At 39.8% G+C, this 23,534-nt stretch carries 22 protein-coding genes; 7 read left to right on the top strand and 15 right to left on the bottom strand.

What is annotated here, in order from left to right; genetic code table 11:
• Positions 1-10: 10 nt before the first annotated feature.
• From ACXJIN_RS04355 to ACXJIN_RS04335, 5 genes are read right to left on the bottom strand one after another with little or no spacing between them, the layout of a single operon-like run.
• Positions 11-1,069: an acyltransferase gene (locus ACXJIN_RS04355; protein WP_456399781.1), complete on the bottom strand. Its 1,059-nt coding sequence runs from the start codon at positions 1,067-1,069 to the stop codon at positions 11-13.
• Positions 1,056-1,727 (bottom strand): transaldolase family protein, encoded by a 672-nt coding sequence (locus ACXJIN_RS04350; protein ID WP_456399780.1) that lies wholly within the window; start codon positions 1,725-1,727, stop codon positions 1,056-1,058. The genes ACXJIN_RS04355 and ACXJIN_RS04350 overlap by 14 nt, the downstream gene beginning before the upstream one ends.
• Positions 1,728-1,748: 21 nt before the next feature.
• On the bottom strand, positions 1,749-3,197 hold the full coding sequence (locus ACXJIN_RS04345; protein WP_456399779.1) for an FGGY-family carbohydrate kinase: 1,449 nt from the start codon (positions 3,195-3,197) through the stop codon (positions 1,749-1,751).
• On the bottom strand, positions 3,198-3,722 hold the full coding sequence (locus ACXJIN_RS04340; RefSeq protein ID WP_456399778.1) for a DUF501 domain-containing protein: 525 nt from the start codon (positions 3,720-3,722) through the stop codon (positions 3,198-3,200).
• On the bottom strand, positions 3,695-4,501 hold the full coding sequence (locus ACXJIN_RS04335; protein ID WP_456399777.1) for a 50S ribosomal protein L11 methyltransferase: 807 nt from the start codon (positions 4,499-4,501) through the stop codon (positions 3,695-3,697). The genes ACXJIN_RS04340 and ACXJIN_RS04335 overlap by 28 nt, the downstream gene beginning before the upstream one ends.
• A 96-nt stretch (positions 4,502-4,597) precedes the next feature.
• Between ACXJIN_RS04335 and ACXJIN_RS04330 the strand changes: the two genes are divergently transcribed.
• The 7 genes from ACXJIN_RS04330 (at position 4,598) to ACXJIN_RS04300 (ending at position 12,000) form a co-directional block, all read left to right on the top strand.
• On the top strand, positions 4,598-5,137 hold the full coding sequence (locus tag ACXJIN_RS04330) for a chromate transporter (RefSeq protein ID WP_456399776.1): 540 nt from the start codon (positions 4,598-4,600) through the stop codon (positions 5,135-5,137).
• Positions 5,125-5,640, top strand: a complete 516-nt coding sequence (locus ACXJIN_RS04325; RefSeq protein WP_456399775.1) for a chromate transporter — start codon at positions 5,125-5,127, stop codon at positions 5,638-5,640. The genes ACXJIN_RS04330 and ACXJIN_RS04325 overlap by 13 nt, the downstream gene beginning before the upstream one ends.
• 68 nt (positions 5,641-5,708) lie before the next feature.
• Positions 5,709-8,771, top strand: coding sequence for an O-antigen ligase family protein (locus ACXJIN_RS04320; RefSeq protein ID WP_456399774.1), 3,063 nt, complete (start codon positions 5,709-5,711; stop codon positions 8,769-8,771).
• Between the two features lie 30 nt (positions 8,772-8,801).
• A complete protein-coding gene (gene nth / locus ACXJIN_RS04315; RefSeq protein ID WP_456399773.1) occupies positions 8,802-9,449 on the top strand; it encodes an endonuclease III in 648 nt (215 codons plus the stop codon).
• Complete coding sequence (murB, locus tag ACXJIN_RS04310; protein WP_456399772.1) at positions 9,439-10,287, top strand: UDP-N-acetylmuramate dehydrogenase; 849 nt, start codon at positions 9,439-9,441, stop codon at positions 10,285-10,287. The genes nth and murB overlap by 11 nt, the downstream gene beginning before the upstream one ends.
• A 16-nt stretch (positions 10,288-10,303) precedes the next feature.
• Positions 10,304-11,380, top strand: a complete 1,077-nt coding sequence (locus ACXJIN_RS04305; protein WP_456399771.1) for a glycosyltransferase — start codon at positions 10,304-10,306, stop codon at positions 11,378-11,380.
• Positions 11,377-12,000: an N-glycosylase/DNA lyase gene (locus tag ACXJIN_RS04300; RefSeq protein ID WP_456399770.1), complete on the top strand. Its 624-nt coding sequence runs from the start codon at positions 11,377-11,379 to the stop codon at positions 11,998-12,000. Before ACXJIN_RS04305 ends, ACXJIN_RS04300 begins: the two co-directional genes overlap by 4 nt.
• 11 nt (positions 12,001-12,011) lie before the next feature.
• On the opposite strand, the gene ACXJIN_RS04295 is transcribed toward ACXJIN_RS04300, so the two are convergent.
• From ACXJIN_RS04295 to ACXJIN_RS04250, 10 genes are all read right to left on the bottom strand, one after another.
• Positions 12,012-13,397, bottom strand: a complete 1,386-nt coding sequence (locus ACXJIN_RS04295) for a flagellar assembly protein A (RefSeq protein WP_456399769.1) — start codon at positions 13,395-13,397, stop codon at positions 12,012-12,014.
• Between the two features lie 34 nt (positions 13,398-13,431).
• Complete coding sequence (alaS, locus tag ACXJIN_RS04290; RefSeq protein WP_456399760.1) at positions 13,432-16,023, bottom strand: alanine--tRNA ligase; 2,592 nt, start codon at positions 16,021-16,023, stop codon at positions 13,432-13,434.
• Positions 16,024-16,030: 7 nt separating this feature from the next.
• Positions 16,031-16,876, bottom strand: a complete 846-nt coding sequence (locus ACXJIN_RS04285) for a phosphatidate cytidylyltransferase (RefSeq protein WP_456399739.1) — start codon at positions 16,874-16,876, stop codon at positions 16,031-16,033.
• A complete protein-coding gene (uppS, locus tag ACXJIN_RS04280) occupies positions 16,873-17,532 on the bottom strand; it encodes a polyprenyl diphosphate synthase (protein ID WP_456399737.1) in 660 nt (219 codons plus the stop codon). The genes ACXJIN_RS04285 and uppS overlap by 4 nt, the downstream gene beginning before the upstream one ends.
• Complete coding sequence (gene frr, locus ACXJIN_RS04275; protein WP_456399735.1) at positions 17,529-18,089, bottom strand: ribosome recycling factor; 561 nt, start codon at positions 18,087-18,089, stop codon at positions 17,529-17,531. The genes uppS and frr overlap by 4 nt, the downstream gene beginning before the upstream one ends.
• Positions 18,090-18,195: 106 nt before the next feature.
• The gene (gene priA / locus ACXJIN_RS04270) at positions 18,196-20,325 is read right to left on the bottom strand and encodes a replication restart helicase PriA (RefSeq protein WP_456399733.1); all 2,130 of its coding nucleotides are present in this window, start codon (positions 20,323-20,325) and stop codon (positions 18,196-18,198) included.
• A complete protein-coding gene (locus tag ACXJIN_RS04265) occupies positions 20,322-20,735 on the bottom strand; it encodes a hypothetical protein (protein ID WP_456399731.1) in 414 nt (137 codons plus the stop codon). The genes priA and ACXJIN_RS04265 overlap by 4 nt, the downstream gene beginning before the upstream one ends.
• Positions 20,732-21,535 (bottom strand): type I phosphomannose isomerase catalytic subunit, encoded by an 804-nt coding sequence (locus ACXJIN_RS04260; protein WP_456399729.1) that lies wholly within the window; start codon positions 21,533-21,535, stop codon positions 20,732-20,734. The genes ACXJIN_RS04265 and ACXJIN_RS04260 overlap by 4 nt, the downstream gene beginning before the upstream one ends.
• Positions 21,535-22,692, bottom strand: coding sequence for an ABC transporter permease (locus tag ACXJIN_RS04255; protein ID WP_456399727.1), 1,158 nt, complete (start codon positions 22,690-22,692; stop codon positions 21,535-21,537). Before ACXJIN_RS04255 ends, ACXJIN_RS04260 begins: the two co-directional genes overlap by 1 nt.
• Positions 22,685-23,527, bottom strand: coding sequence for an RtcB family protein (locus ACXJIN_RS04250; RefSeq protein ID WP_456399725.1), 843 nt, complete (start codon positions 23,525-23,527; stop codon positions 22,685-22,687). Before ACXJIN_RS04250 ends, ACXJIN_RS04255 begins: the two co-directional genes overlap by 8 nt.
• Between the last annotated feature and the right edge of the window lie 7 nt (positions 23,528-23,534).

The raw sequence follows: 23,534 nt of genomic DNA, 5'->3' as shown, positions 1-23,534 counted from the left end.
TCCAAATAAGTTATCCCAGCATTTTCCTTAGTAAGGTTGATTTATTCATTATTTGTGAAAGTTCATAACAGATTCCTAAGCCTATAATCCCACCTGTGGCGTTTAAAATGAAATTTGACTCATTTAGCAGATTATGATCAAACATCAGAGCAATTCCCAGGATCGAATAAAGTACCAATCCATGGCTAAGATAAATTCCAAATGAATTTTTCCCCAATGCCGATAACATCCTTGACAGAATTTTCAATTTTCTAAATGAATGGTAACTCAACCATAGGTAAATTTCCATTGCAAATACATAAAAAACGTACACAGCTGGACCAAGAATCAGGTAAGATTCCCAATCTTGAACGATCTTGGGAACGCTAATTATTTCCACGCACGAAAGAGCGTAAAATACAAAAAACAAAATCAAAACTTTAATAGAAGGGCGTTTTCTCCAGGGTATATCGTCATTTCTGGCCAAATACATTCCCCAAACATAAAAAAACATCCATGCGAGAGGATCTCGATATGTCATTAAAGAAGACACGTATTCCTTACCAAAGTAAAGTGGTACGAAGTAAAGACTCATAACTGTCAGTCCACTTATGAACAAAACTATCAATAATTTCTTCATTTTGATTAAGTCCATTTTTGAAATTATTGGCGTTAAAAGATAAAAAATCGCAAGAACTATTATGTAATAGAAAGGTAAAAACGCTTCCCCTAACAAATATTTTTGGGCAAAATTTACAAATGTAAAATGATAGGGTTGTTTTATAATGTACCCCACCTCAATCTGAAGTAAAAGATATATTGTTGACCAAATCACGTACGGAATCAAAATAGATTTTAACCTTTGACTTTCAAACATTTTAAAACTCTTTCTCTTCACATAGCTACGATACCCCAAAAAGCCGGATACGAAGAAAAAAATCGCTATAGCGGGCGCTAAAAGCGTTGAAGATACCATGAGTAGTCCACTTGTAAGGACGTGCAATTTGTCTAAGTTCAAAAAAGTTGCATGAACAAACACAACAACGAATATCGCAAATCCCTTTGCAACATCGAATTCATCTATTCTCATCTTCGTAAAAATGTTCCTTCACCACTTCAAAGTCGTTATCAAAAATTTTTGTGTCTTCTATGCTAAAAGAGCACTTGGTTATATCCTCTATCATTTTGTAATTCAAAGTCATGTGCTCTATCTTTAAATTCATAACAATTGTTAACTCTTCTACATCTTTAACACTTGCGGCCAACACTTTCGTTTTGCCATTTTCTAACGCTTTGAGTATGGAAGACACGTTTTCAAAAACGTTGAAGCCTCTTTTTTTCATTCTGTCAATGTAAATGGCAATGTAATCAACTCCAAGTGCGTCCCACATCAAAGCCTGTGAAGACGTGTAAACGGCAGTTGCACAAATTTTGTATCCTTTCTCTTTTAACTCACTGGCAATTTTTAAGCCTGCTGGAACCGATGGGACTTTTACAACAAATCGGGAAGTGTCCATTCTTTTTATTTTTCTTAGAAATTCTGGGATGTAAGACGAAGGAATTTGTGCGAAAATTTCTCCATCGCACACATTCATCAACTTTGAATAAAATTCCTCTATGCTTTCAAAGCTTTCCCATATTCTTTCACGCCTTAAAAGAGAGGGATTCGTTGTTACACCTTCAACGTATCTTAACGAAATGGCCTTTTCTATTTCTTTCAAGTTTGCCGAATCGACGTAAAAGCGCACGCGTTTTCCCCTTTCTGTCAGTTAAAAATCTTTTTTCGACCATCTTATTGCAATTTCTTCGGCTTTTAACCATTTAGCGTATTCGTTTGAAAGATTTTTTTTGGATTCAAAGATATCAGATGGGTTATTATATAACTTCAGTCTCTCAAAATCCCACTTTTCAGCGCCAATTCCACTTATCAAAAACGCTCCGTAGGCTGTCATTTCATTGAATTTTGGTCTTTCTACTTTTACGTTTGAAGCATCTGCCAAAATTTGGATGAGCAAAGAATTCTTAGCTCCTCCCCCATCCACGCTTATTTTGAAAATGGGTAAACCACTCTTTCGAAAGGAATCTACAACTTCAACGGTGGAAAATGCCATGGCGTCCAAAATCGAACGAAGTATATGAGCCTTTGTGTGAAAAGAACTTAAGCCCAAAAAAATTCCTCGTGCTTCGGGAATCCACCTTGGTGCCCCGATTCCATCCAATGCTGGTACGTAATACACTCCCTCGCTTGAAGCAACCGATCTCGCAAGAGGTTCTATTTCTCTTTCTTCTTCTATCAAGCCTATGTTCTTCTTTATCCACGTGATGTTATGACCACTTCCTAAAATCGATCCTTCCAATGCATAGGTTACTTCATTTCCTATTTTCCAGGCTATTGTTTTTAAAAGACCATCTGGGATTGAAGCATTTGAACTTCCAATGTTAGCCAAAACAAAAGCTCCTGTTCCGTAAGTGCATTTCACTTCACCAACATTGTAACATCTATTTCCAAAAAGCGATGCTTGCTGATCTCCCAAAACCCCTACAACATCTCCATATTTCGAGGCGCCAAAATCGTAAGCGGAGGGTTTAACCTCGGGCAATGTTTCTAACGGTACACCAAAAATCTCAAGTAAATCATCATCCCAGGAGAGCGTTGATAGGTTGAAAAGAAGCGTTCTAGAAGCGTTTGACACCTCTGTTAGATGTTTTCCGGTTAACTTCCATATCAAATACGAATCTACGGTTCCAAAATTCAGTTCTCCCTTCATCATCGCATCTTTTACTTCTTTTACATTGTCTATAAGCCATTTCATCTTCGAGGCGGAAAAATAAGGATCCAATAACAAACCGGTTTTTTTGCGAATTTCGTTTTCATATCCTTTCGCTCTTATTTTTTCGCAAAGCGCTTGTCCTCTTTTGTCTCTCCAAACGATGGCATTGTATAGAGGCTCACCTGTTTTTGAATTCCAGGCTACCACAGTTTCACGCTGATTTGTGATACCAAGAAATCTGGGCGAGCATTTGCACTTTTGTGCTGCTTCTTTCAACGATTCAACGCTTTTTTCATACAATTCTTTTGCCGATTGCTCGACCCATCCATCTCTTGGGTAAAAAGTCGTCAGTTTTTTTTGTGAAATGGATACTAACTCTCCTTCTTCTGTGAAAATCATAGCTCGCGTGCTCGTTGTTCCCTCGTCAATGACACCAAAATAATCCATTCAATCCACCTCTTCGTACTTTTTACACATGGCGTTCGAACATTCCAGTGTTCCAATTTCGTTTAACGCCATTTCGGCCACGGGATTTTTAATTCCACCAAGATGATAAGCCACGTGCAAATGAAGGCATTTTATGTGTGAAAAATCAACTATGCCACCCATGCCCGCATTTTTTATTCTCTCTTTTACCCATTTCAGATTTGATCTCTTTAGCATCTTTAACGCTTCTTCTCTAGCCATGATGTGAGCTTTCAGTTGTCGGTCGTATATTTTTGAAGACGACAAAAGCGCTTTTTCATATTCTGGAATTTTTCCTTCCGCTTCAAGTTGAGAAATTCGATACCTCAAATAAGGACACGTGAGCCAATAAATTGTTGGAAAAGGTTTGCCATTTAGAACGGGCTCGGATTTTATCACCATCGGAAAACCAAAAGAACATTTTAAAGATATTTCCGATAGGTTTTGTGGGAACTTTCCTATTTGGGCTGAAACAATTCTTAAGTCTTTATTAGAAATGCGCACCATTCATTTTCACATCGCTTTTCTATTATTTGAAATTCATATTTTTCGCAGGATCTCGCAAAATCGTCGCTTCGTGGTTTATCGATACCCGATGCGATAAATAGCACTCCCTTTGGCAATTGTGGAAGAAGCTTCATCAACACGTCGAAGACTATGTTTGCAACGTAAAGATCAAATTTGGCGTGCACTTGTGCCAATAAGTCAGATTTTTTCACTTCGTACTTTACACCATTTAGACGGGCGGTTTCTTTTGCCTGTTTGATGGCATTTTCATCCATATCAACCGCCAACACCTCATCGGCACCCAATTTCATTGCAATGGCGGAAAGAATACCAGTCCCACATCCAACGTCACAAACTTTCATTCCCCTCTTTAAGGCTTTTTTCAAAAATAAAGCCGCTAACTTTGTGGTTTCATGCTCACCGGTTCCGAAAGCCATTCCGAGATTTACATTTATAACAATACCTTTTGAAGGTTCAGCAAGCCTTTCTGGATCTGGGTTAACGTAGAGATCTTCATCTATGCGCACGATCTTTAAATTCTTTCTCCACACGGATAGCCAATCTTTATCGTCTGATAAAGTTGATTTGTAAGACACGTCAAATTTTTTGGCCAATTCCTTTATCAATTCTTCATCTTCTGTGTAAACGTGAAAGATCTCTTCTTTCTCAGAGGGATTTGTTTCCGAGTAAAATGAAGTTAAATTATGAATGGCAAAAAATTCGAAGAGATCATCCGATTTGCCCGATGAGATTTTTATTACCCATTCTTTTCTTTTCACTTAGCACACTCCTTTTCAAAAAATTATATCATTTTGGCAATGCTATTTGTGTATAATGCTCTGAAGAACGTTTTGAAGCCATCTCTGGGAGGAAAGATGAAAAAAGCAAACTTCTTTTCCATTTTTGCGACATTTTTCAGAATATCATTGCTAACCATAGGCGGTGGTTACGCGATGGTACCTGTCTTGGCAAATGGGGTGGAAAAAAAACAATGGATGGATAAAGATGAGTTTTACACTTTACTCGCAAAAGCGCAATCTATTCCCGGCTCCGTGGCTTTTAACCTTTCAGTGCTTGTTGGAGGAAAAATTGCCGGTTTAAAGGGAAGCTTGGCTGGTGGAATAGGAGTTATACTTCCACCTTTTTTTGCGATAGTGCTAATTGGTGCCATCCTTTCGACTTTTTCAAACTCGCCCTTTATCGTGGGCTTTCTAAAGGGAGCCTACGGCGCCGTTATGGGATTGATAGGAGGCGTACTTTACAAAATGATATCTTCGAAAAAGTGGAATCTTTTGGAAATTTCAGTGACACTCGTTGGAACTTTCCTTCTTATCGTGAAATCGAATTACGTCTTGGTTATATTTTCATTCATAGTGCTGATTGTTTGGCTGGGTGAGAAAAAATGGAAACTTTAGAGCTATTTTTGGTGTTTTTTAAAATAGGATTTCTTTCATTTGGAGGTGGTTGGACAGTCGTTGGTTTGATAAACCATGAGGTCATATCACACGGTTGGCTTAGCCCCTTGGACTTTCCGAAAATCGTTTCCGTTTCGCAGCTCACCCCGGGTCCGGTAGCCGTAAACGTCGCAACTTACGTTGGATTTAGAATAAATGGTATATTGGGTTCGATCTTTTCAACGTTGGGAATACTATCTCCTTCCATCTTGATAATAGTTGTGGTGAGTGTTCTATCAAGATTCATCAAGGCCGGTTCAAAAGAGATTGACAACGCGTTACGTGTGGCCTCGGTAGCGCTTATATCTTTAACCTTTTATTCATTATTTCAAGCATCGCATGGAGAATGGTTAACACTGGTATTGGCGGGTATTTCTTTTGTTTTTTTTGTTAAAACGAAAATAGATCCGGTATACATAATAATTCTTTCTGCCGTTTTAGGTGCAATTGTTTATGCTTTATGATGTTCAACGTGATATAATCCCTGCGTGAAAAGCAAAAATACGATTTGCTTGAAAGGTGGGTAATGTTCATGGAAACGGTTAAATCAAATATCTCAAAATTCGAAGAGTACACGCTTTACCTGATAGCACTTTTCATTCCTATCGTTACGATAAAAGGATGGACTTACGAGTACAGTACACAAAAGTACGCTTTCTTTTCCATCCTGGCATTTATCGTACTGATAAGTGCGATATGGAATTCGAGAAAACGTGAAAGCATTACGATAAAGTTCACGCTTCCATCCGTGGGGTGGGGATTATTTGGTGTGGCTGCGTTGCTTTCTTTGTTTTCAGTGATGGCAGAGGATATGCCTTATTTAAGGTATTCTGGACAGGTTGCGCTTTACGTGGTTTTGACATTTGTCTTTGCCATATACCTTATGAACAGAGTTGATTCCAAGAGAGTTATGATAAACATTCTTGGTATGCTGTTGATAAGTGCTGGCTTTATAACCTTAGACGCTTTTCTAAATTTTTACACCGGTTACGATATATGGCTTGGACACATAGGCACGCCTTACGTAAGGATGAATGTAAGGGCGTCCATAGGAAATCCAGATTTCGTTCCCGATTACCTCGGCGTTATGCTTTTCGTCGCTTTTTACTTTCTTTTTTCCAAAGATCTTGGTTACAAGATAACGAAGGAAAATGCAAAGAAGATTTATTCGAGGTTAACCGTTATAAAAGTCTCTGTTCTTATCGAAGCCATAGCGATGGTTGCGGTTATAATTTTTTCACAGACAAGGGGAGATTATCTGGCAGTACCGGCTTCCTTCGTTTTCTTTGCCCTGAGTTACACGTATTACCACAATTTCAAAGAGAAGGATAAAAACGATTCTGAAGAAAGTAAAAAGGCTCTTGAAGTAAGCCAAACTTACAAAAAAATCGCCAGATTCACCACAATGATGGTGGTGATATTTGCAATTGCGGTACTTCTGGAATTTTTGCTCTATTCTGTGCCGGGACCGTTTACTGGCGGTAGATTCAGCCTTTTTGGAAGGGCTTCTACCATTTCTTCTGCCACAACCTCTGGCGGTAGTGGGCAGCAAAGGTATTTGGCGTGGTGGGCCGCGTTTTATCAATGGAAAGATCATCCCATCATCGGACAGGGCATAGGAACCTATCAGACAAACGTGTTGCACTACCTTGGTGTCGCGGTTCAACATCATCCCGCTCTTATCGTCGCGTGGAACAATTTCAAAAGGGCCCACAACGATTACGTTCAAGTTTTGGGAGAAACTGGAATAATTGGTTTCTTGTCGATAATTTTCTTTCTCATTTCGTTGTTACTCTACTATTTGAGGGTTTTGAAGAAGCAAAAATACGACAACGCGATGTTGATGATGATGCTGGCATCGGCATCGTTGGTTACCATTTTAACGAGTGTGCTTTCATTTGCAGAGCATCTTATGCCGGATTCTATGACTTTGATGTTCCTGCTCGCGTTTTTGAATTCAAATCTTTTCAACAAAGACGAAGATTACACGTGGAAATGGGTTCTTAACAAAGCAAAATTCGTAACAGTGGCAACGGTGGCCATTGTCATAGCTGGCAGTGTGGCGCTGTTGAAAACGATGTACTTTGTAAGCGAAGTTTACTTTTTAAAGGGCAATGTCAATTATCAGTACATCAGCGCTTATCAAAAGGCGGCAAGAGACGTTTCATCCCAACTTCGAAGCGTGAAAAACGACATTCAGCTTTTAAAAGCTTACAAGGGAAAGTTCGCTTATCTTGATCCGAAAAACTACATTCCAGAGCATCTGAGTGCGTTGATGATGAGAAATCCCAATTTGAATAGAACGCAAGCGTCAATACAATTGGAGCAACAACGCGTTCAGGAATACAACAAACAGATGAACAACTTGTTGAATGCGCAAAAGAATTTGGAGGAAAATTTCAAAATATTTGAAAAGAACCAAAATCTTTCTTACAACGGCGCGGTTTACAATTTCATGAATTCGTTAGGATGGGATTGGACGTACGGCACGTCTGAGTTTTATTTGGGTTTACTTTGCACTTTTCCACAACGTGATCAGGCTGTGGTTGGAGAGTTGAACGCAGCTTTGAAGAAAAGTACAACCGCTCAGTTGAAAATATTAAAGGATCTATTTTACGGAAAAGAAGGTATGACGTATTACATATATCCACCTTACAGGCATCTCAATTACATTGAAGACTACGAATTGATAGAAAAACTAGTCAAAAATGGTAAGAGTTTAGTTGAGCTATGGAATGAGTTGAACTTAAATCAATTGATACAAATGCAGATGTACAGGGATGGAATAGATTATTTGCAAAGTTCGTTCCTTTCATTTGACGAGAAGAATTCCTACAGATTGATAGCCGAGTTCTCTTCCAACCTTTATCACATGGAACGTCAACAAATAAGCGTTTACGAACGTGCCATGAAGCAATTCCCGAAGTTCAAGAATGATTTCAAAAAGATCATTTCAGATCACGAAAAACTCGCTGATGAAGACAGGATAGAAATGGAAAAATGGTACGACAAAACGATTTTCATCTTGCCTGGAGGTTGGAACAGGTACCCAGGCTGGGATAACGTCTATTCCGAATACATAAACAACATATTGAGAGATACACCAATGAACGCGCAAACTTATGCAAAGATAAAAGAAATAGCCAAGAAATACATTTGGATAGGTAAATACATGCAAAAAACTTACTGGGCAGTGCCTGTGAATGTGTTTGACGTATTCACTTCATTGGCTCAGACATTTATAAATGAGAAGAAGTACGCGGAGGCCCTTACCGTGGTTGACGATACGTTACAGATATTCAAGCCCGCTTACAAATGGAACCTAAAAGACGAAGAAAGATGGCAAAACAACGGAAAAATTCATTCTTTGATCAGGAATTTCCTGGAAAAGTACCAAGAGCTGGAAAAAAATCGAACAGTTTTTCTCAAGCAACTGAAAGAGGTCTACACGTACGCTTTTGAAAACCCTAAGGCGAAAAAAATTGGTGAAGAATATTTGAACGATTGGAACAGAAATTTATTACTTAATGGTGAACAAAAAATGTCGACATCTGATATAATATCCTATATTGTAAAATTAGAAAGCAAGAAGTAAAGTTCAAAGTAATGAAAGACGATAAATATGTTGGATAAAAAAGTAGCGTTAAACGCGCTTCTGAATGTGATAAAGCTCTATCCTCGTTTTCATGAGCGAAGGGATCCATTTTACGTACTCATAAGTACGGTGCTGAGTCAAAGAACTCGCGATGCAAACACGGAAATTGCGTCAGGGGCGTTGTTTGAAAAATTCCCAAGTGCTTATGAGCTTTCTAAAGCGAAGAGAGAAGAAGTGGAAAAGCTCATAAAAGCCGCGGGAATGTACAGGCAAAAAGCGGAGCGAATCATTGAGATCGCGAAGGAGATAGTTGAAAGGTACAAAGGAAATGTTCCCAACGATCTCGAAAGCCTCCTGACGTTAAAAGGCGTTGGTAGAAAGACGGCCAACATAGTTTTGGCGGTTTCTTTCAACATTCCTGCGATAGCCGTGGATGTGCACGTTCATAGAATCACAAATCGTATGGGAATTGTAAAAACCAGCAAGCCAGAAGAAACCGAATTCGAGCTCATGAAGATTTTGCCAAAGAAATATTGGACAGAGATTAACGGCGCGCTGGTGAATTTCGGTCAGGAAGTGTGCACACCGAGAAAGCCAAAGTGTACAGACTGTCCGTTTAGGGAGGTGTGCGAGTACGGTCGAAGGAACGCAAGCGAAGTTAGCGGAAATGGCAAGTGAAAGTGAGCTTTCTGTTCTCACAACTTTTCGTATGGCGGGAAAAGTTAAAAAACTCTTAAAACCTGCAAGCGTTAACGAACTGGCAGAAATAATACAAGCGTTTCATGAAAACGGAGAATATTTCAAAATCATTGGAGGAGGATCTAACACCATTATACGCGATGGAATAAGTGTGCCTCTGGTAAGCACCCTTCATCTGAAAAGAATGCGTTTTGATGGAAATTACATTTTTGCGGAAAGTGGTGTTAGCCTTTCAAAAATAATAAGCGAAGCGGAAAAGAGAGGTTTATCCGGTCTTGAGTTTGCCAGTGGCATTCCCGGAACAATAGGTGGAGCCGTTTTCATGAATAGCGGCGCATTCGGTGGAGAAATTTCAAATCGTCTACAAAGTATTGTGGTTGTAAATAAAAGAGGAGAAGTAAAAGAATTGAGAGCAGGCGAAGTTGAATTTTCTTACCGAAGCTCTTCTTTTCATTCAGAAGATATGTGGATTGCCGGATGTGTTTTAAAACTTCAGTACTCCACGCCCTTAAAGGTTAAAACAAAGGTTGAAAAGTTCTTTGAAATGAAGAAGAATAGTCAGCCTCTGAACATGCCAAGCGTCGGATGTATATTCAAAAATCCAGAGAACGATTACGCCGCGCGCCTTATAGATGCGGCAGGGCTCAAGGGTTTTAAAGTCGGCGGGGTTATGGTTTCGAAAAAGCATGCCGGTTTTTTCGTTAACGTTGGCAAGGCCACCTTCGAAGATTTTAAAAGCGTTTACATGCGAGTTTTAAAAGAGGTAAAAGAAAAGCTCGGAGTAGAATTGGAGCCCGAGATTACCATTGTATGGTGAATTGCGAGGTGTTAAAATGAACATTCTTTACGCTTTGTGCACCTGGGGATTGGGGCACATGACGAGGGGTTTGCCAATCATGAGGAGATTGGTAAAAGAAGGACATCATCTCACGATATACACCGCTCATCGTCCTTTGATAGCTTTGAAAGAAGAGTTTGGCGATAAGTGCGATTACATTGAAAGCGTCATGTACCCGAGTCCCTACGGTAAGAATGGAGCGTTTGCCGTAAAGCTTTCTTTCATAATGCCTTCTATAATCAATGCAATGCTAAAGGAGCACAAGCAAATTTTGGAGATTTCACAAGAGAGACATATCGATCTTTTCATATCGGATTCTAAGTACGGCGCTTTTGATAAAAAGAAGCCGTCTGTTTTCATATTTCATCAGCTTCGTTACATTCCACCGAGCTTTCTTAGTTTTTTGAGAAACAAGACAGAGAAGTTCAATTACTTTTTTCGTCAATCCTTTAAAAAATTTGTCGTTCCCGATTTTGAAGAAAACGATGGTTTAACCGGTGATCTTTCTCACAATCTGTCTTATTTTTTAAAAGATATGATAGAGTACATCGGTATATTATCCGATTACGAAAAGATGGATGTCAAAGAAGATATCGATTACCTTATTTCCCTTTCCGGAAGAGAGCCAAACAGAAGCATGTTAGAAGATAAAATAGTTTCTCAACTGCACGAGCTAAAGGGAAAGATTGTACTTGTCAGAGGCACGCCCGAAGAAACGAAGAAAATAAACATTCCAGGTGTTGAAATAATAAATTACGCTGGAAAGGGCGTTCGAGACCAGCTAATGAACCGTGCGAAATTCGTCATAGCGCGTTCGGGTTACTCAACTATTATGGACATGGTGGAACTTGGAAAAAAAGGGCTTCTTATTCCAACTCCAGGACAAACTGAGCAGGAATATTTGGGAGAATACCTTGAGAAAAAAGGATATTTTTATTCCGTTAAGGAAGACGAAATCCTTTTAAGCCGGGATGTAGAAAGGGCAAAAAATTACAGGGGTTTTATCCCTCCCTGGCGCACAGAAGAGAGCGTTGAAAGGTTCATGAAGCTCATAGGGAGTTTGGTGAAATGAAAAAAGTAATTTTAGAGGTGGAAGAAATATTTGACCAAGCCACCCCACTGGTGGAAAAAAGATGGAAAGAGTTTGTGGAGTTAGGTCAAAATGGTAGCGAAGAGGAGCTTTTCAATGAGCTTTCTTTTTGTGTGTTGACTGCGAATTGGTCTGCGAAGGGTGGAATTCGAGCTCAAAAAGAAATAGGAAATGGATTTGTTAATTTTACAAAAGAAGAACTTGAAGCTGCCTTAAAAAGGGTTGGCCACAGATTTCCACATGCAAGGGCTGAATACATATACTCCAACCGATGGCTTTTAGGTAGTTTTAGAGAAATTTTGAAAATGCCTGTCTTTCAAGCAAGAGAGTACATTGTGAAGAACGTCAAAGGAATCGGATGGAAAGAAGCCAGTCATTTTTTGAGAAACGTCGGGAAAGAGGAAGTTGCGATTTTGGACAAACACATATTAAAACTTATGCTGAATTCAAATATCGTAGACGAAATTCCAAAAGGCTGGTCGAAGAAAAAGTACCTGGATTACGAATCGCGCCTTAAACCCATTGCCGAACATTTCAACGTCTCGTTGGGAAAGTTGGATCTTTACCTCTGGTATACTGTCAAAAAAAGCGTAGATAAATGATGAATACCATCTTAGGAAACAAAAGGCTGAGCGCTTATTCTTCCATCTTCATTTACGAATTTCGTGGGGCCCATCTCTTTTTCTATTATGGCGCGCGTGCTTCCTATTTTAAGCTCAAGACCAGGATAAACCTTTGAAGTTGCTATAACGCTACCTTTTTCAGCTTCTCTTTCAATTTCCTGTTGATAGGCTTTCATTTCGTCCATCATCTTCGTAAGACCTTGATAGAGCACGTACTGCGTTTTTTTCAATTTTGCGTACGTTTCTTCTTTATCGGACGGTAAAGAGCCGCCGAGCTTTTTCTTCATTTCTTCTAAAGCTCTTACCAGTTTCATAACTTTCTGCAAATTTTCCTTATCTATGTAGATCTTGGCGGAGAGTTCATTCATCTTATCACTTATTTCAGGATTTAATCCCACTTCAAGGTGTGTGGTAGCGGCCATCCATGAACCTATTTGTTTTGCCATGATCTTTATTCTCGCCATAACATTTGAGCTTACTATTTCTCCTTTCCCTTCTACAACTTCAACCAATTCCCCCGCCCTTACGACACTGTTTATTATGGAATCTCTGACGTAAAGAGAACCCTGACACTCCACAGTGGCATTTTCCAAAAACGTAACCCTTACGTCTTTTTTTGCTGAGATTATTCCTTTGTTCTTTCCTTTAACGCCTTTGCACTCTATGCTCATTTCACTTTGAATGGTAGCCGCTTCAACTGTTCCATCTATTTTTATATTTCCCTTTGCTTTAACCACAAAAGTTGGTTTAACACCACCTTTTATGTGCACATCTCCTGGAAAATCTATGTTGCCTGTGGAGTAGTCAACGTCTCCGTTTATTTCAAGCAGCTCACTGACATCGATAACGTTATCGCCGAGCTTAGGAATCCCCGACACCGTAGCCACAAGTTTGGCGCCGTCCGGCGTTAATTCCGTGTTTTTTCCAAGTAAAAACTTCACGTCTTTTCCATCTTTCGCGGCTATTTCATTGCCGAAGACATCTTTTCCATTTCTTCCCGTGCTTTTGGGATGTTTAACGGCCAGAACTTCTCCCGCCGAAACGACGTTGTACGATTTTATCTCTTTGTAGTTAACACTTCCATCTTCCATTATCACGGGCTTTTTTTCTTTCACTTCACCGCTGAGCTTGTACTCTATGAAAGCGTCTTTGCCGTCAACGGCTGGTATGCCGCGGGCTACAAGAACGGGATCGTTGACTATGGGTGCTTTTATCAGGTTTTTCACGTTCTCTTCGAGAATTCCAAATTTTATCCCGGCCTCTTTTAAAGCGGTGTAAATTTCTTCTTCAGAAATCTCACGAGTGTGCAAGATCACAAAGGCGTTTATTTTATTCGCATCAACCCTTATTTCTATTTTCCTTTCTTGCGCATTCATCTTTTCTCCTCCGCCAAACGACTTCTAAAATTTTTTATATCTTTTTTTTGGAAAGTACCGCTTTTATATCTTTAACACCGATTTTTTTGTTCCACCCACCTTGTGCCATATCAGGGCGACCGCCTCCTTTGCCTTCAAAAGCATTCGCTATTCTTTTGGCCACCTCGTTTGCTTTTGTGTTTCCGGAGGACTTAACCACGAATGATGTCTTATCCTCTTTTGGAGAAAAGAGGACGATAACAACTCCATCTTTTAAGATATTCAACGCCGTATCCGCGATATCTCTGGCCTGCGCGTTATCAACCTTTTGGGCGTCAAAGACGAACATTTCGTCTTCAGAATTTTTGAAATCGTCCAACGCTTTTTTTAACATATGATTCAGATTTTCTCGTTTCATACTGTTTACAAGTGCACGAAGTTTTTCCTTTTCTTCAATTGTTTCTTTTATCTTCATTTTTAGAGAATCCAAAGGCACTTCTAAATCTTTTGAAATGTCTTCAAGCTCTTCTTTCATTTTTCTCAACATATCGAGCGTGTACCTTCCGCTTATGGCCTCTATACGCCTTACTCCAGCCGAAACTGCCTTTTCTTCCAGTATGACGAAACTCCCGATATTTCCCGTATTTTTTACGTGGGTTCCACCGCAGAGCTCTTTACTGAATTTTCCAACACTTACAACCCTTACCTCATCAGAGTATTTTTCGTCAAATAAGGCCATCGCGCCGCTTTCCTTAGCCTGTTGTAAGGACATGATTTCCGTAGTTACTGGTATGGCTTCGAGAATTACAGAGTTAACAATCTTTTCAACTTCTTTAATCTCATCTTTTGACATGGCTTTCATGTGGGTGAAATCAAATCTCAGTTTCTCAAACGATACGAGAGATCCGGCCTGCTTAACATGTTCACCCAGCACTTTTCTAAGTGCGGCGTGAAGCAAATGTGTAGCAGTGTGGTTGCGTGATATGTCTTTTCTTCTTTCCTCATCTACTGACAACAGCACCTTCATTCCAACTTTTAGCACTCCGGATCGAACTTCAATTTTTTGCAAATGCAAGCTTCCTTTGAAGTAAGTGTCGTGAATTTCAGCAATTCCCCCTTGCCATTCGCATATTCCACTGTCACCTATTTGCCCGCCTTTTTCAGCGTAAAATGGAGTTTTATCGAAGATCACTTCTCCATTTTCCCCTTCTTCTAATTGAGGAACGCTTTCACCATTCGAAATAATGGCCATAACTTTCGCTTCAGCTTTCATTTCGTTGTATCCAACGAATTCGCTCTTCAGCTGAGAAAGCGTTTCGTACGTCCCCTCGATAAAATGCTTATCTCCCCTGTTTTTTCTTGCACGTTCCCTTTGTTCTTCCATTAAAGTGTTAAATCCGTCCACTTCAACTTCAATTCCCTTTTCCTTCGCTATTTCCACGGTTATATCAAGTGGTATGCCGTAGGTATCGTACAATTTGAAAGCCTCTTGAGAAGAGATCTTTGAAGATTGGGAGGCTATTTTATCTATAAGCGCCAATCCTTGATCCAGCGTGTTGAAAAATCTTTCTTCTTCATTTTTTATGGTTTCTTCGATCAAAACACGCCTTTCAGCTATTTCTGGATAAAATCCGCCCATCACACTTTCCACAACCTCAACGAATTTGTAAAGAAAAGGTTCATTTCTACCAAGTAACTTTCCATGTCTTACAGCTCTTCTTATGAGTCTCCTCAAAACGTAACCTCTTTCAGTATTTGAAGGAAACACCCCGTCGGCTATCAAAAAGGTAGCGGCTCTAACGTGATCTGATATGACTCTCATTGAAATATCGTCTTTTTCATTTTTCGCATACGTTTTTCCAAACGTTTCTTCACATTTTTTTATGAGTGGAATAAAAAGATCCGTGTCGAAGACGCTCTCAACATTTTGCATTACCGCTGTAATTCTTTCCAATCCCATGCCGGTGTCTATGTTTTTTCTTTCTAAATCGCCGATTTTTCCTTCTTCATCTTGATACAAGCCGGTAAAAACCAGATTCCAGATTTCCAGAAATCTATCGCAGTCACACGTTGGATCGCACTTATCTGGATCGGGACATTCTTTCACATTTAAACCGGTATCGAAGAAAATTTCTGAATCCGGTCCACAAGGACCGCTTGGTCCAACCGGTCCCCAAAAATTGTCTTCTTTTCCCATTCGTACTATTTTTTTAGGCTCAATTCCAATATGCTCTTTCCATATTTTGTAAGATTCGTCATCATCTTTGTAAATTGAAACCCATAACCTTTCTTTTGGGATCTTCAACCATTCAGTTAAGAATTCCCAGGCGTACTCTATCGCCTCTTTTTTGTAATAATCTCCAAATGAAAAATTTCCAAGCATTTCAAACATCGTCTGATGCCTTGGAGTCTTTCCAACATTTTCTATGTCATTTGTCCTCAAACATTTTTGAACGGTTGCGACTCGGGTATATTTTGGTTTTTCCAAACCCCAAAATATTTTCTTAAATGGTACCATCCCAGCAACCGTGAACAACAGCTGAGGATCGTCTGGAATTAAAGAACTACTGGGTAAAATTTTGTGCCCTTTTGATTTGAAAAAGTCCAGGAACATCTTTCTTATCTGTGCAGAGGACAATTTTTCCAATTTTCACTCATCCTTTCATGGATAAAATGTTGAAATATTTCAGCAATTCAAGAGAAATAAAGTACATTGGCGCCGTAACTACCAAACCATCTATCCTATCCCAAAACCCACCGTGACCTGGTAAGACTTTTCCTGCATTTTTAAGCTGTCTATTCCTTTTGAAAACAGATTGAGTGAGATCCCCCACGGAATCGAAGAAAGCTATCACGGCTGAAATCGTGAGTACAGAAATCCACGAATAATGTCTCCAACCAAAAAATGGCCAGAGTATGGAATCGTATATTAAAAAGAAAACTACTGTGAACAACCATCCTCCCACTATTCCCTCGATTGACTTTCCAGAACTTATTCTTTTTACGAATTTATGCCTTCCCCACTTACTCCCCACGAAGTATGCAGCTGAATCAAAAGAGTAAACGGCTCCCAATAGAGCTAAAGAGTAAATCGCATCGAATTTGTAATAGATTACAGTGAAAAATGAAAGGTTAAAAGATAAGTACCATAACCCTATGGTTCCGTAAACTATGTTTTTTTCTATCGTTTCGTTTGAATCTTTAAAGAGTATGGCAAAGAAGAATCCACCAGCCATTGTTGCCAGGTACAACGAAACCACCACGAATGGCTCTTTTACGAATATTCCGAAAACTATGGCAAGCAAAGGAATAGCAACTATGTAGTAAAACTTATGGAATTTCCTTGAACCATCCAAAACGATGTTCACGTAATTGTATCCTGCCAATCCTATTGCCACAGCCACCAGGCCGACGGTACTCCAAAAGTTGACAAAACACAACACCGACGATGGCACAGCCACCGCGGCGGTTATAAGCCTTATCTTCGTTTCCTTTTTCAATTTATTCCTCCGAATTTTCTTTTTCTGCGTGAAAAATCGGCCAAAGCTTTGTCGAATTCTTCTTCATTGAAATCTGGCCATAAAACTTCTGTGAAATAAAGTTCCGTGTAAGCGAGTTGCCACAGCATGAAATTGCTTATTCTCATCTCACCGCCAGTGCGTATCAAAAGATCCGGATCTGGTTGACCGGACGTGTAAAGGTAGTCTTCGAATTTCCCATTTCCATTCCATCTTTTGGCCGCTTGAATTATTTCCAAGCGCCCTCCGTAATTCAAAGCTATATTCAAAGTCATGCCCTTAGCCTTTGAAGTTTTTTTCTCGGCTTCTTGGCATATTTCTTTCGTCTCATCTTTTAAAGCTTTTACGTTGCCTATGAACCTTACTTTCACTTCGTTTTCCATTAGTTGGTCTGTTCGATTTTTCATGTATTCTGCCAATATAGAAAATATGGCATCGATTTCCTCTTTTGGCCTTTTCCAGTTTTCTGTGGAAAATGAAAAAAGAGTTAGATACTTGATGCCACGATCGTTGGCCCACCTCACCACGTTTTCCGCAACTTTTGCTCCGACACGATGGCCTTCCCATCTATGAAGGCCTCTTTGAGTGGCCCATCTGCCGTTTCCATCCATTATTATTGCCAAGTGAGTTGGAATCAAAATTCCATTATCTCCTTTTCTTTTTCTTCGTAAATATCGTCTAATTTCTTCACGTATTCGTCTGTAACTTTTTGCACTTCATTTTCTAACGATTTCGCGTCGTCTTCTGGAAATTCACCACTTTCCTTTTTCTCTTTTATCTCCTTCATGATCTCTCTGCGAACGTTTCTTACCGCCACTTTTCCATCTTCAACTATGGATTTTGCCTTTTTGGCAAGTTGTTTTCTTTGTTCTGTGGTTGGTGACGGAAAAGCGAGTCTTATAACGCTTCCATCATTGGAAGGGTTTATTCCCAGATCTGAAGCCTGAATGGCCTTTTCTATAGAGCCTATCAAGCTTTTATCCCATGGTTTTACCACCAGTGTTCTGCCTTCACTAACTGAAATTGTGGACAACTGTGAAACGGGTGTTGGATTGCCGTAATAATCAACCTTTATTTCTTCAAGTAAAGCGGCAGAAGGTCTGCCAGTTCTAAGATGATTAAGCTCTGTCCTTATGCTTTCAACTGATTTTTCCATTTTTTCTCTTGCCTTTTTAACCAACGGGTGAGACTTCATAAACACTCTCCTCCTTCTTGTGTTAAATGTATGCCGAAATCTTATTATTGATTTCACCGCGTACAAATTGAGATGTGTACATATCGGAATCACCGTATTATACCATTCAAAAGGTTGAGTACGGTTGAACATCTACTTTTAAAGAAATTGAAGGATCGAATTTGAGATTTTCCTTTGTTAAGCGTTTCCTTAAAAAATCAAGTGCGTCTTCGAGTTTTTCGCACTTCAAAAGCAATTGATAACGGTACACATTTTTCAATTTGAAAACGGGTGATTCAACGGGACCAAGAGTTTCAAATGGACCACCTTTCAACACGTTTTTGGTTTGAAAGGCAAACGCTTTCGATCTATTTGCCTCTTTGTCTTGAATTGTGAGAAGTATTAGTTCTTTGAATGGAGGGTACCCAAGCATTTTTCTTCTTTTGAGTTCTTCTTCGTAAAAACCTTCAATATTTCCATTCGTTATGGCTTTAAATACGGAATTGTCCGGTTCCATGCTTTGAATGATCACGCGCCCTTCAACACCCCTTCCTGCTCGACCAGCCATCTGGGCGATGAGCTGAAAGGCACGCTCGTTCGCGCGAAAATCCGGAATTGCAAAAACGTGATCGGTATCGATAACTCCAACAAGTTCAACTCTTGGAAAGTCCAGTCCTTTGGTTATCATTTTGGTGCCGACAACTATGTCCACTTTCATTTCTGATATTTCTTTTAGCACTTCTTCAAGAGAAGAAACATCGTTTATTTCGTCTTTGTCTATTCTTTTAACCCTTAGTCCGGGGAAGATCTTACTCACTTCGTTCTCTACCCTTTCAGTTCCAATTCCACCTTTTATCAAATTCTTTGAGCCACATTTCGGACATTCGTCTGGAACCTTTTCACTGAATCCACAGTAATGGCATTTCAAAGTGAAAGTGTTTTTATGGTAAGTAAGCGCAACATCACAGTTGGGGCACGTGAATATGTATCCACAATTCGCGCATTGTACGCGTGGAGAAAAGCCTTTTCGCGGTACGAAAAGAAAAGATTGATTCCCATTTTTCGCAACCTTTTCCATCTCAGAAATAAGCTCTTGAGAAATTATTTCCGTTCTTCTTCCACGCATGTCTACAATTCGAATGGCGGGCAACTTTCCAACGGCCCTTGAAGATAAGCGATGTAAAGCGATTTTGCCTTCTTTCGCGTCGTAATAGGTTTCAACACGAGGCGTGGCCGAAGAAAGTATGAGTGCTGCTTTTTCCAGCTCGCATCTCCTCTTTGCCACGTCAACCGCATTGTAAAACGGACGCATTGCGTACTGTTTGTACGACTCATCCTGCTCTTCGTCCACAATGATGAGACCCAAATTTTTTATGGGTACCCAAACGGCGCTTCGAGTGCCGAGAAGAATATCGATTTCTCCATGAACCGCTCTCAGCCATTCCTTTTTCCTCGCCGCGCCAAGTGCACTGTGATAAACTCCGATTTTTTTATTTGGAAAGCGTTGACGGATCCTCAGAAGCAATTGTGGTGTGAGAGAAATTTCGGGTACCAATATCATAACTTTTCTTGATTCAATCAAAACTTTTTCGGCAACTTCAAAATACACTTCCGTTTTTCCGGACCCGGTTATTCCATATAATAAATGGGGTTTGCGGGGAGAAGAAAGGATCTCTTTCACAACTATCTTTTGTTCTGAATTTAACGTTAATTTTTTTGGATGGAACGAAGGAGCCATTTCTACAACTCTTACGAAACCTTTTCTTTCCAACGCTTTAATACTTGAACGTGGAAATTTTTTTAAAGCGTAGGTGTATTCCACAGAATCGTTTTCAAGCAGGTATTCCACAATTTCTTCTTCTCTTTTACCAAGATGGGAACTTAAAATCTTTGACACGGAAGCGCTAAGAATAAGGTATCGGTTTTTGATTTCTGTGATTTTTTTTGATTTCACGTCCTTGTGAGAAGGCAAAAAAGATAAATCAAGGATCTCTCCCACGCTGGAAAAATATCTTTTAGCCATTTCAATTGCAAGTTGCAACATTTTACCGTCAAGCAACGGAACTTCATCCACTACTTGAAGAATATTTCGCGTTTGAAAATGAGGTTTTTCAACCTCGCGCAAAACGTACCCGATTTTTTTGGAGTTTCTTATTGGTACCCACACCCTTACACCACTTTTCAATTTCTCAGAAAAAGAATAAACAAGTGGCTGAATGGGATATTTGGAAATGGCGATTAAGTAGAAGTGCGTCATTTTGACAGATCTATTTCAACGCTTTCGATAAACAAAGCGAGCATTGGAATATCCGAAAGCTCAATCTCACATAGGTATGCTCTCTCTTCTTCAAGTCCATTATTTCCTTGCTCTTTCAAATGTACTATTTCAAGCTTTGCAAGCTCAAAATCGTTGACGAACACGATGCCGCTTTCCCTTACGACGCTTTTATTTTCAAAAACGTATTCTTCCCTGAACATCACATCTCTATAGATGGAAACTTCGCTCTGCTGTTGCGTGTTTTTATCGTAAACCTTCATCTTTCGAACCTTAGGGAGGACTTTTTTTTCAAGCTCTTTCTTTTTCAATTCAAGGGTTTTAGATGCGTTTTCCAGAACGGAAGCTAGAATGTCCTCAAGGGCCGAAAATGTTTCTTCTTTTACGTTCAATGTGACACCTCCATTTCAAAAATGCGTCCCGTTGTTTTTACTTTTTCCTTGCCACAACTTATGAAGGCAGTTGGAACGGCGCATTCTTCATCGTCAAAAGTGCCCTTTTCCAAAAGGTAAACACTCTTGCTGGTGGTGAATTCGTTTTTTTCCATCAACTTAATGTTGAAATATGGAGAAGAGAATTCCTTGAATTCAAATGGTTGAGCGATGTGTTCGGTGGCGACTGCCAGTGATTCTTTTAAATGCAGCTTTCTTCCCCTTCCCCAATCGTAAAACCTGTACGTCATATCCGATGTGAGCTGGAATTCGTAAACTTCGACACCTGGTCCCATCGCGTGAACTGTCCCGGGTTTTATGTACACGGCTTGTCCAGCCTTAACTTCCACGAAATTGAGAAGAGAATCCCAGTCTCTGTTGCCTCTTTTAATCTCTTCCAAGGCGCCCTTTTTCAAACCATTCACTATCTTACCGCCATTTAAAAATACCCATATTTCTGGCTTTCCCCAGGGTTCCCCAACTTTTTTTGCAAATTCGTTATCCGGATGTACCTGAACTGATAGCCATTGTGAAGCTCTTATGTGTTTAACCAAAAAGGGAAACCTTTCGCTTTTCCACAATTCGTTTACCGCAGACCAACTCACTTTTTTTCCACTTTGGTCAACCAGTTCAGTTCGCTTCGTGGGAAAATCGGAACACAGCCAAACTTCTCCAATTTTTCCCCTTACGGAGTAACGCTTTGCCAGTTCTTCATCTCCCCACACTTTTTCAACGAATTCAGGCACGCACCTGTAAATCATCAGTTTATTTCCTCCACGTCTTCCAGTCTGCTGAACAGCAGAATGGAAATGAGAATTGAAATACCAACGTACAACAAAATTGGAAATAAATCGTAGTTCAAAACATTCAATATAGTGTAACCCAGCACGTTTATCCTTTGAAGCGCATCTGCGGTGAACGTCATCGGAAAAGCTTTAGATAGCCACTGCGCCACTTTTGGCATCTGGTGAATTGGTATGAATATGCCACTTAAAAATATGCTTGGAAAGATATATCCAACGACGATGGCGTTTGAAATGCGTTGGCTGGGCGAAAGCATCGATACGATGGTTCCTATTCCAACGAAAGCCAAAGTTCCTATGAAAAGCATAAAAATGCTTCTAAAAGGCGTTTGAAGTCCACTCGAAAAGAAAAGCTGAGCGGCTATCAACGCCAGCACGCCCTTTAAGGTACCGTCAACGGATTGAGCCGCTATTTTTCCAAGAATATGTGAGCTTCTGTTTACGGTACTTATCAATATAACCTTCAGAATGCCATTTTCCCTTTCGTATGAAATCGAAGATGAAAGCGTAACCGCAACGCTTGCCATGGCTATTAACACGGCAAGGGATGGTATCATGAAGTTCACGTAATTCATTTTCTTACCGTAAGGCCCGGCTATCGTAAGGGATGGCGGGATGATTTCCACCCGATCTTTTGGATTTCTGTAAAGTTCTAAGATATTTCTAACAACGACGGCATTTCCTATTTCCGAAAAGAGTGTTTTGAAAGTATCGTATATTATCACGGAAGTTTGTATGTTTACCGTCGAAGGAACGAAAACAAGATGGAATTTTTCTCCTTTTTGAACGGACTCGGAAAATCCCTTCGGGATCACCACCGCTCCATCATAAGTACCATCGTTTAGCCCCTTGTGCATTTCTTCAAGGCTGTCTACTCGCTTTATGGTATCCCCCTTTATCATACCGTAAACCAACGTCAGCGCGAGATTGGAGTAAGGTCCTTTGTCAGCGTTGTAAACCGCTATTTTGTAATTTTGCATATTCATGATGTTGGGAAATATCAGCCCTACGACTATCATGGCCGCTATGGGGATTATAACTGTTAAAAATATACCATTTTTGTTTTTGTATATTATTTTTAGCTCGCTTGAAAAGGATTTAAAAAAGTCATTCATCTGTTGACACCATCCTACAACTTTCCGCTTTTTGAACTAAAGTCATTCCTTCTTCATCCTTAAGAAGTGCCACATTTTCCGTTTTTGGATAGTTAAACCTGTAAATGAAATTTTTGCCATCGTCGAACGCGATCGTAAAAGAGATATCGACCAATTTTTTCATTTGAACGCGTTTTCCAAAAGCGTCTTTAACGGCTGCTTCCATTATGCCGGTCAACATCTGCCTTCTAGCCCAGGCAAAGTTGGCAAGACAACCTAGGATGCCGTACGCCTTCCTTCCATCATCGCTGGAATAATCCGTCTTCTTCATCTTCTTTGCAACGGCTTTTGTAAAATCTCCTCCACCTATATTCAAAGCGATCACCGAATGATCTTCACAGTGTAAAAAATTCGTTTTAAGATCAAAGAGCGTTTCCAGAGTTCTCAGCGCAACTTCAAAGTCTTCATAGTCGATCACTGTAGGGTCAGCAAATGAAAAAACGCCTGAGAATTCCGTTGCTTTCATGTCTTCTTCCGTTCCAAATGCGCTGTCTATCGCCCATCTACTTCCCTTGGTGAAAAGAGACTTTATTCCCTTTTTACCCATAAAACTCACTCTGTTAAGAACTCTTTCCAAACGTTTCTTGAAAAAACCTTCCAATTTTTGAATTTCTTTCTTTTCAAATCTTTTGTACACAAGCACAAATGAAATTCCGTCATTCATCGATGCAAAAAATTCGGGCACTATCTGCGTCTTTTCTCTTTCAAGGCGCACCATGAATCCATCCCAATCAAGATCTTTTTTCTTTTCGACGATTCCATTACTTTCGCTCAGCACGTGATACAAAGCGTCCATTTCCATT

The organism is Mesoaciditoga sp. (genome assembly GCF_054006115.1).
The sequence above is the reverse complement of the archived record's forward strand: the minus strand, read 5'-3'. Positions and strand labels throughout refer to the sequence as shown.

Coding starts and splice junctions, on each gene's coding strand:
- ACXJIN_RS04355 (WP_456399781.1), bottom strand. CDS start 1,069: ATGAGAATAGATGAATTCGATGTTGCAAAGGGATTTGCGATATTCGTT.
- ACXJIN_RS04345 (WP_456399779.1), bottom strand. CDS start 3,197: ATGGATTATTTTGGTGTCATTGACGAGGGAACAACGAGCACGCGAGCT.
- ACXJIN_RS04340 (WP_456399778.1), bottom strand. CDS start 3,722: ATGGTGCGCATTTCTAATAAAGACTTAAGAATTGTTTCAGCCCAAATA.
- ACXJIN_RS04330 (WP_456399776.1), top strand. CDS start 4,598: ATGAAAAAAGCAAACTTCTTTTCCATTTTTGCGACATTTTTCAGAATA.
- ACXJIN_RS04325 (WP_456399775.1), top strand. CDS start 5,125: ATGGAAACTTTAGAGCTATTTTTGGTGTTTTTTAAAATAGGATTTCTT.
- ACXJIN_RS04320 (WP_456399774.1), top strand. CDS start 5,709: ATGGAAACGGTTAAATCAAATATCTCAAAATTCGAAGAGTACACGCTT.
- murB (WP_456399772.1), top strand. CDS start 9,439: ATGGCAAGTGAAAGTGAGCTTTCTGTTCTCACAACTTTTCGTATGGCG.
- ACXJIN_RS04305 (WP_456399771.1), top strand. CDS start 10,304: ATGAACATTCTTTACGCTTTGTGCACCTGGGGATTGGGGCACATGACG.
- ACXJIN_RS04300 (WP_456399770.1), top strand. CDS start 11,377: ATGAAAAAAGTAATTTTAGAGGTGGAAGAAATATTTGACCAAGCCACC.
- ACXJIN_RS04295 (WP_456399769.1), bottom strand. CDS start 13,397: ATGAATGCGCAAGAAAGGAAAATAGAAATAAGGGTTGATGCGAATAAA.
- frr (WP_456399735.1), bottom strand. CDS start 18,089: ATGAAGTCTCACCCGTTGGTTAAAAAGGCAAGAGAAAAAATGGAAAAA.
- priA (WP_456399733.1), bottom strand. CDS start 20,325: ATGACGCACTTCTACTTAATCGCCATTTCCAAATATCCCATTCAGCCA.
- ACXJIN_RS04260 (WP_456399729.1), bottom strand. CDS start 21,535: ATGATTTACAGGTGCGTGCCTGAATTCGTTGAAAAAGTGTGGGGAGAT.
- ACXJIN_RS04255 (WP_456399727.1), bottom strand. CDS start 22,692: ATGAATGACTTTTTTAAATCCTTTTCAAGCGAGCTAAAAATAATATAC.
- ACXJIN_RS04250 (WP_456399725.1), bottom strand. CDS start 23,527: ATGGACGCTTTGTATCACGTGCTGAGCGAAAGTAATGGAATCGTCGAA.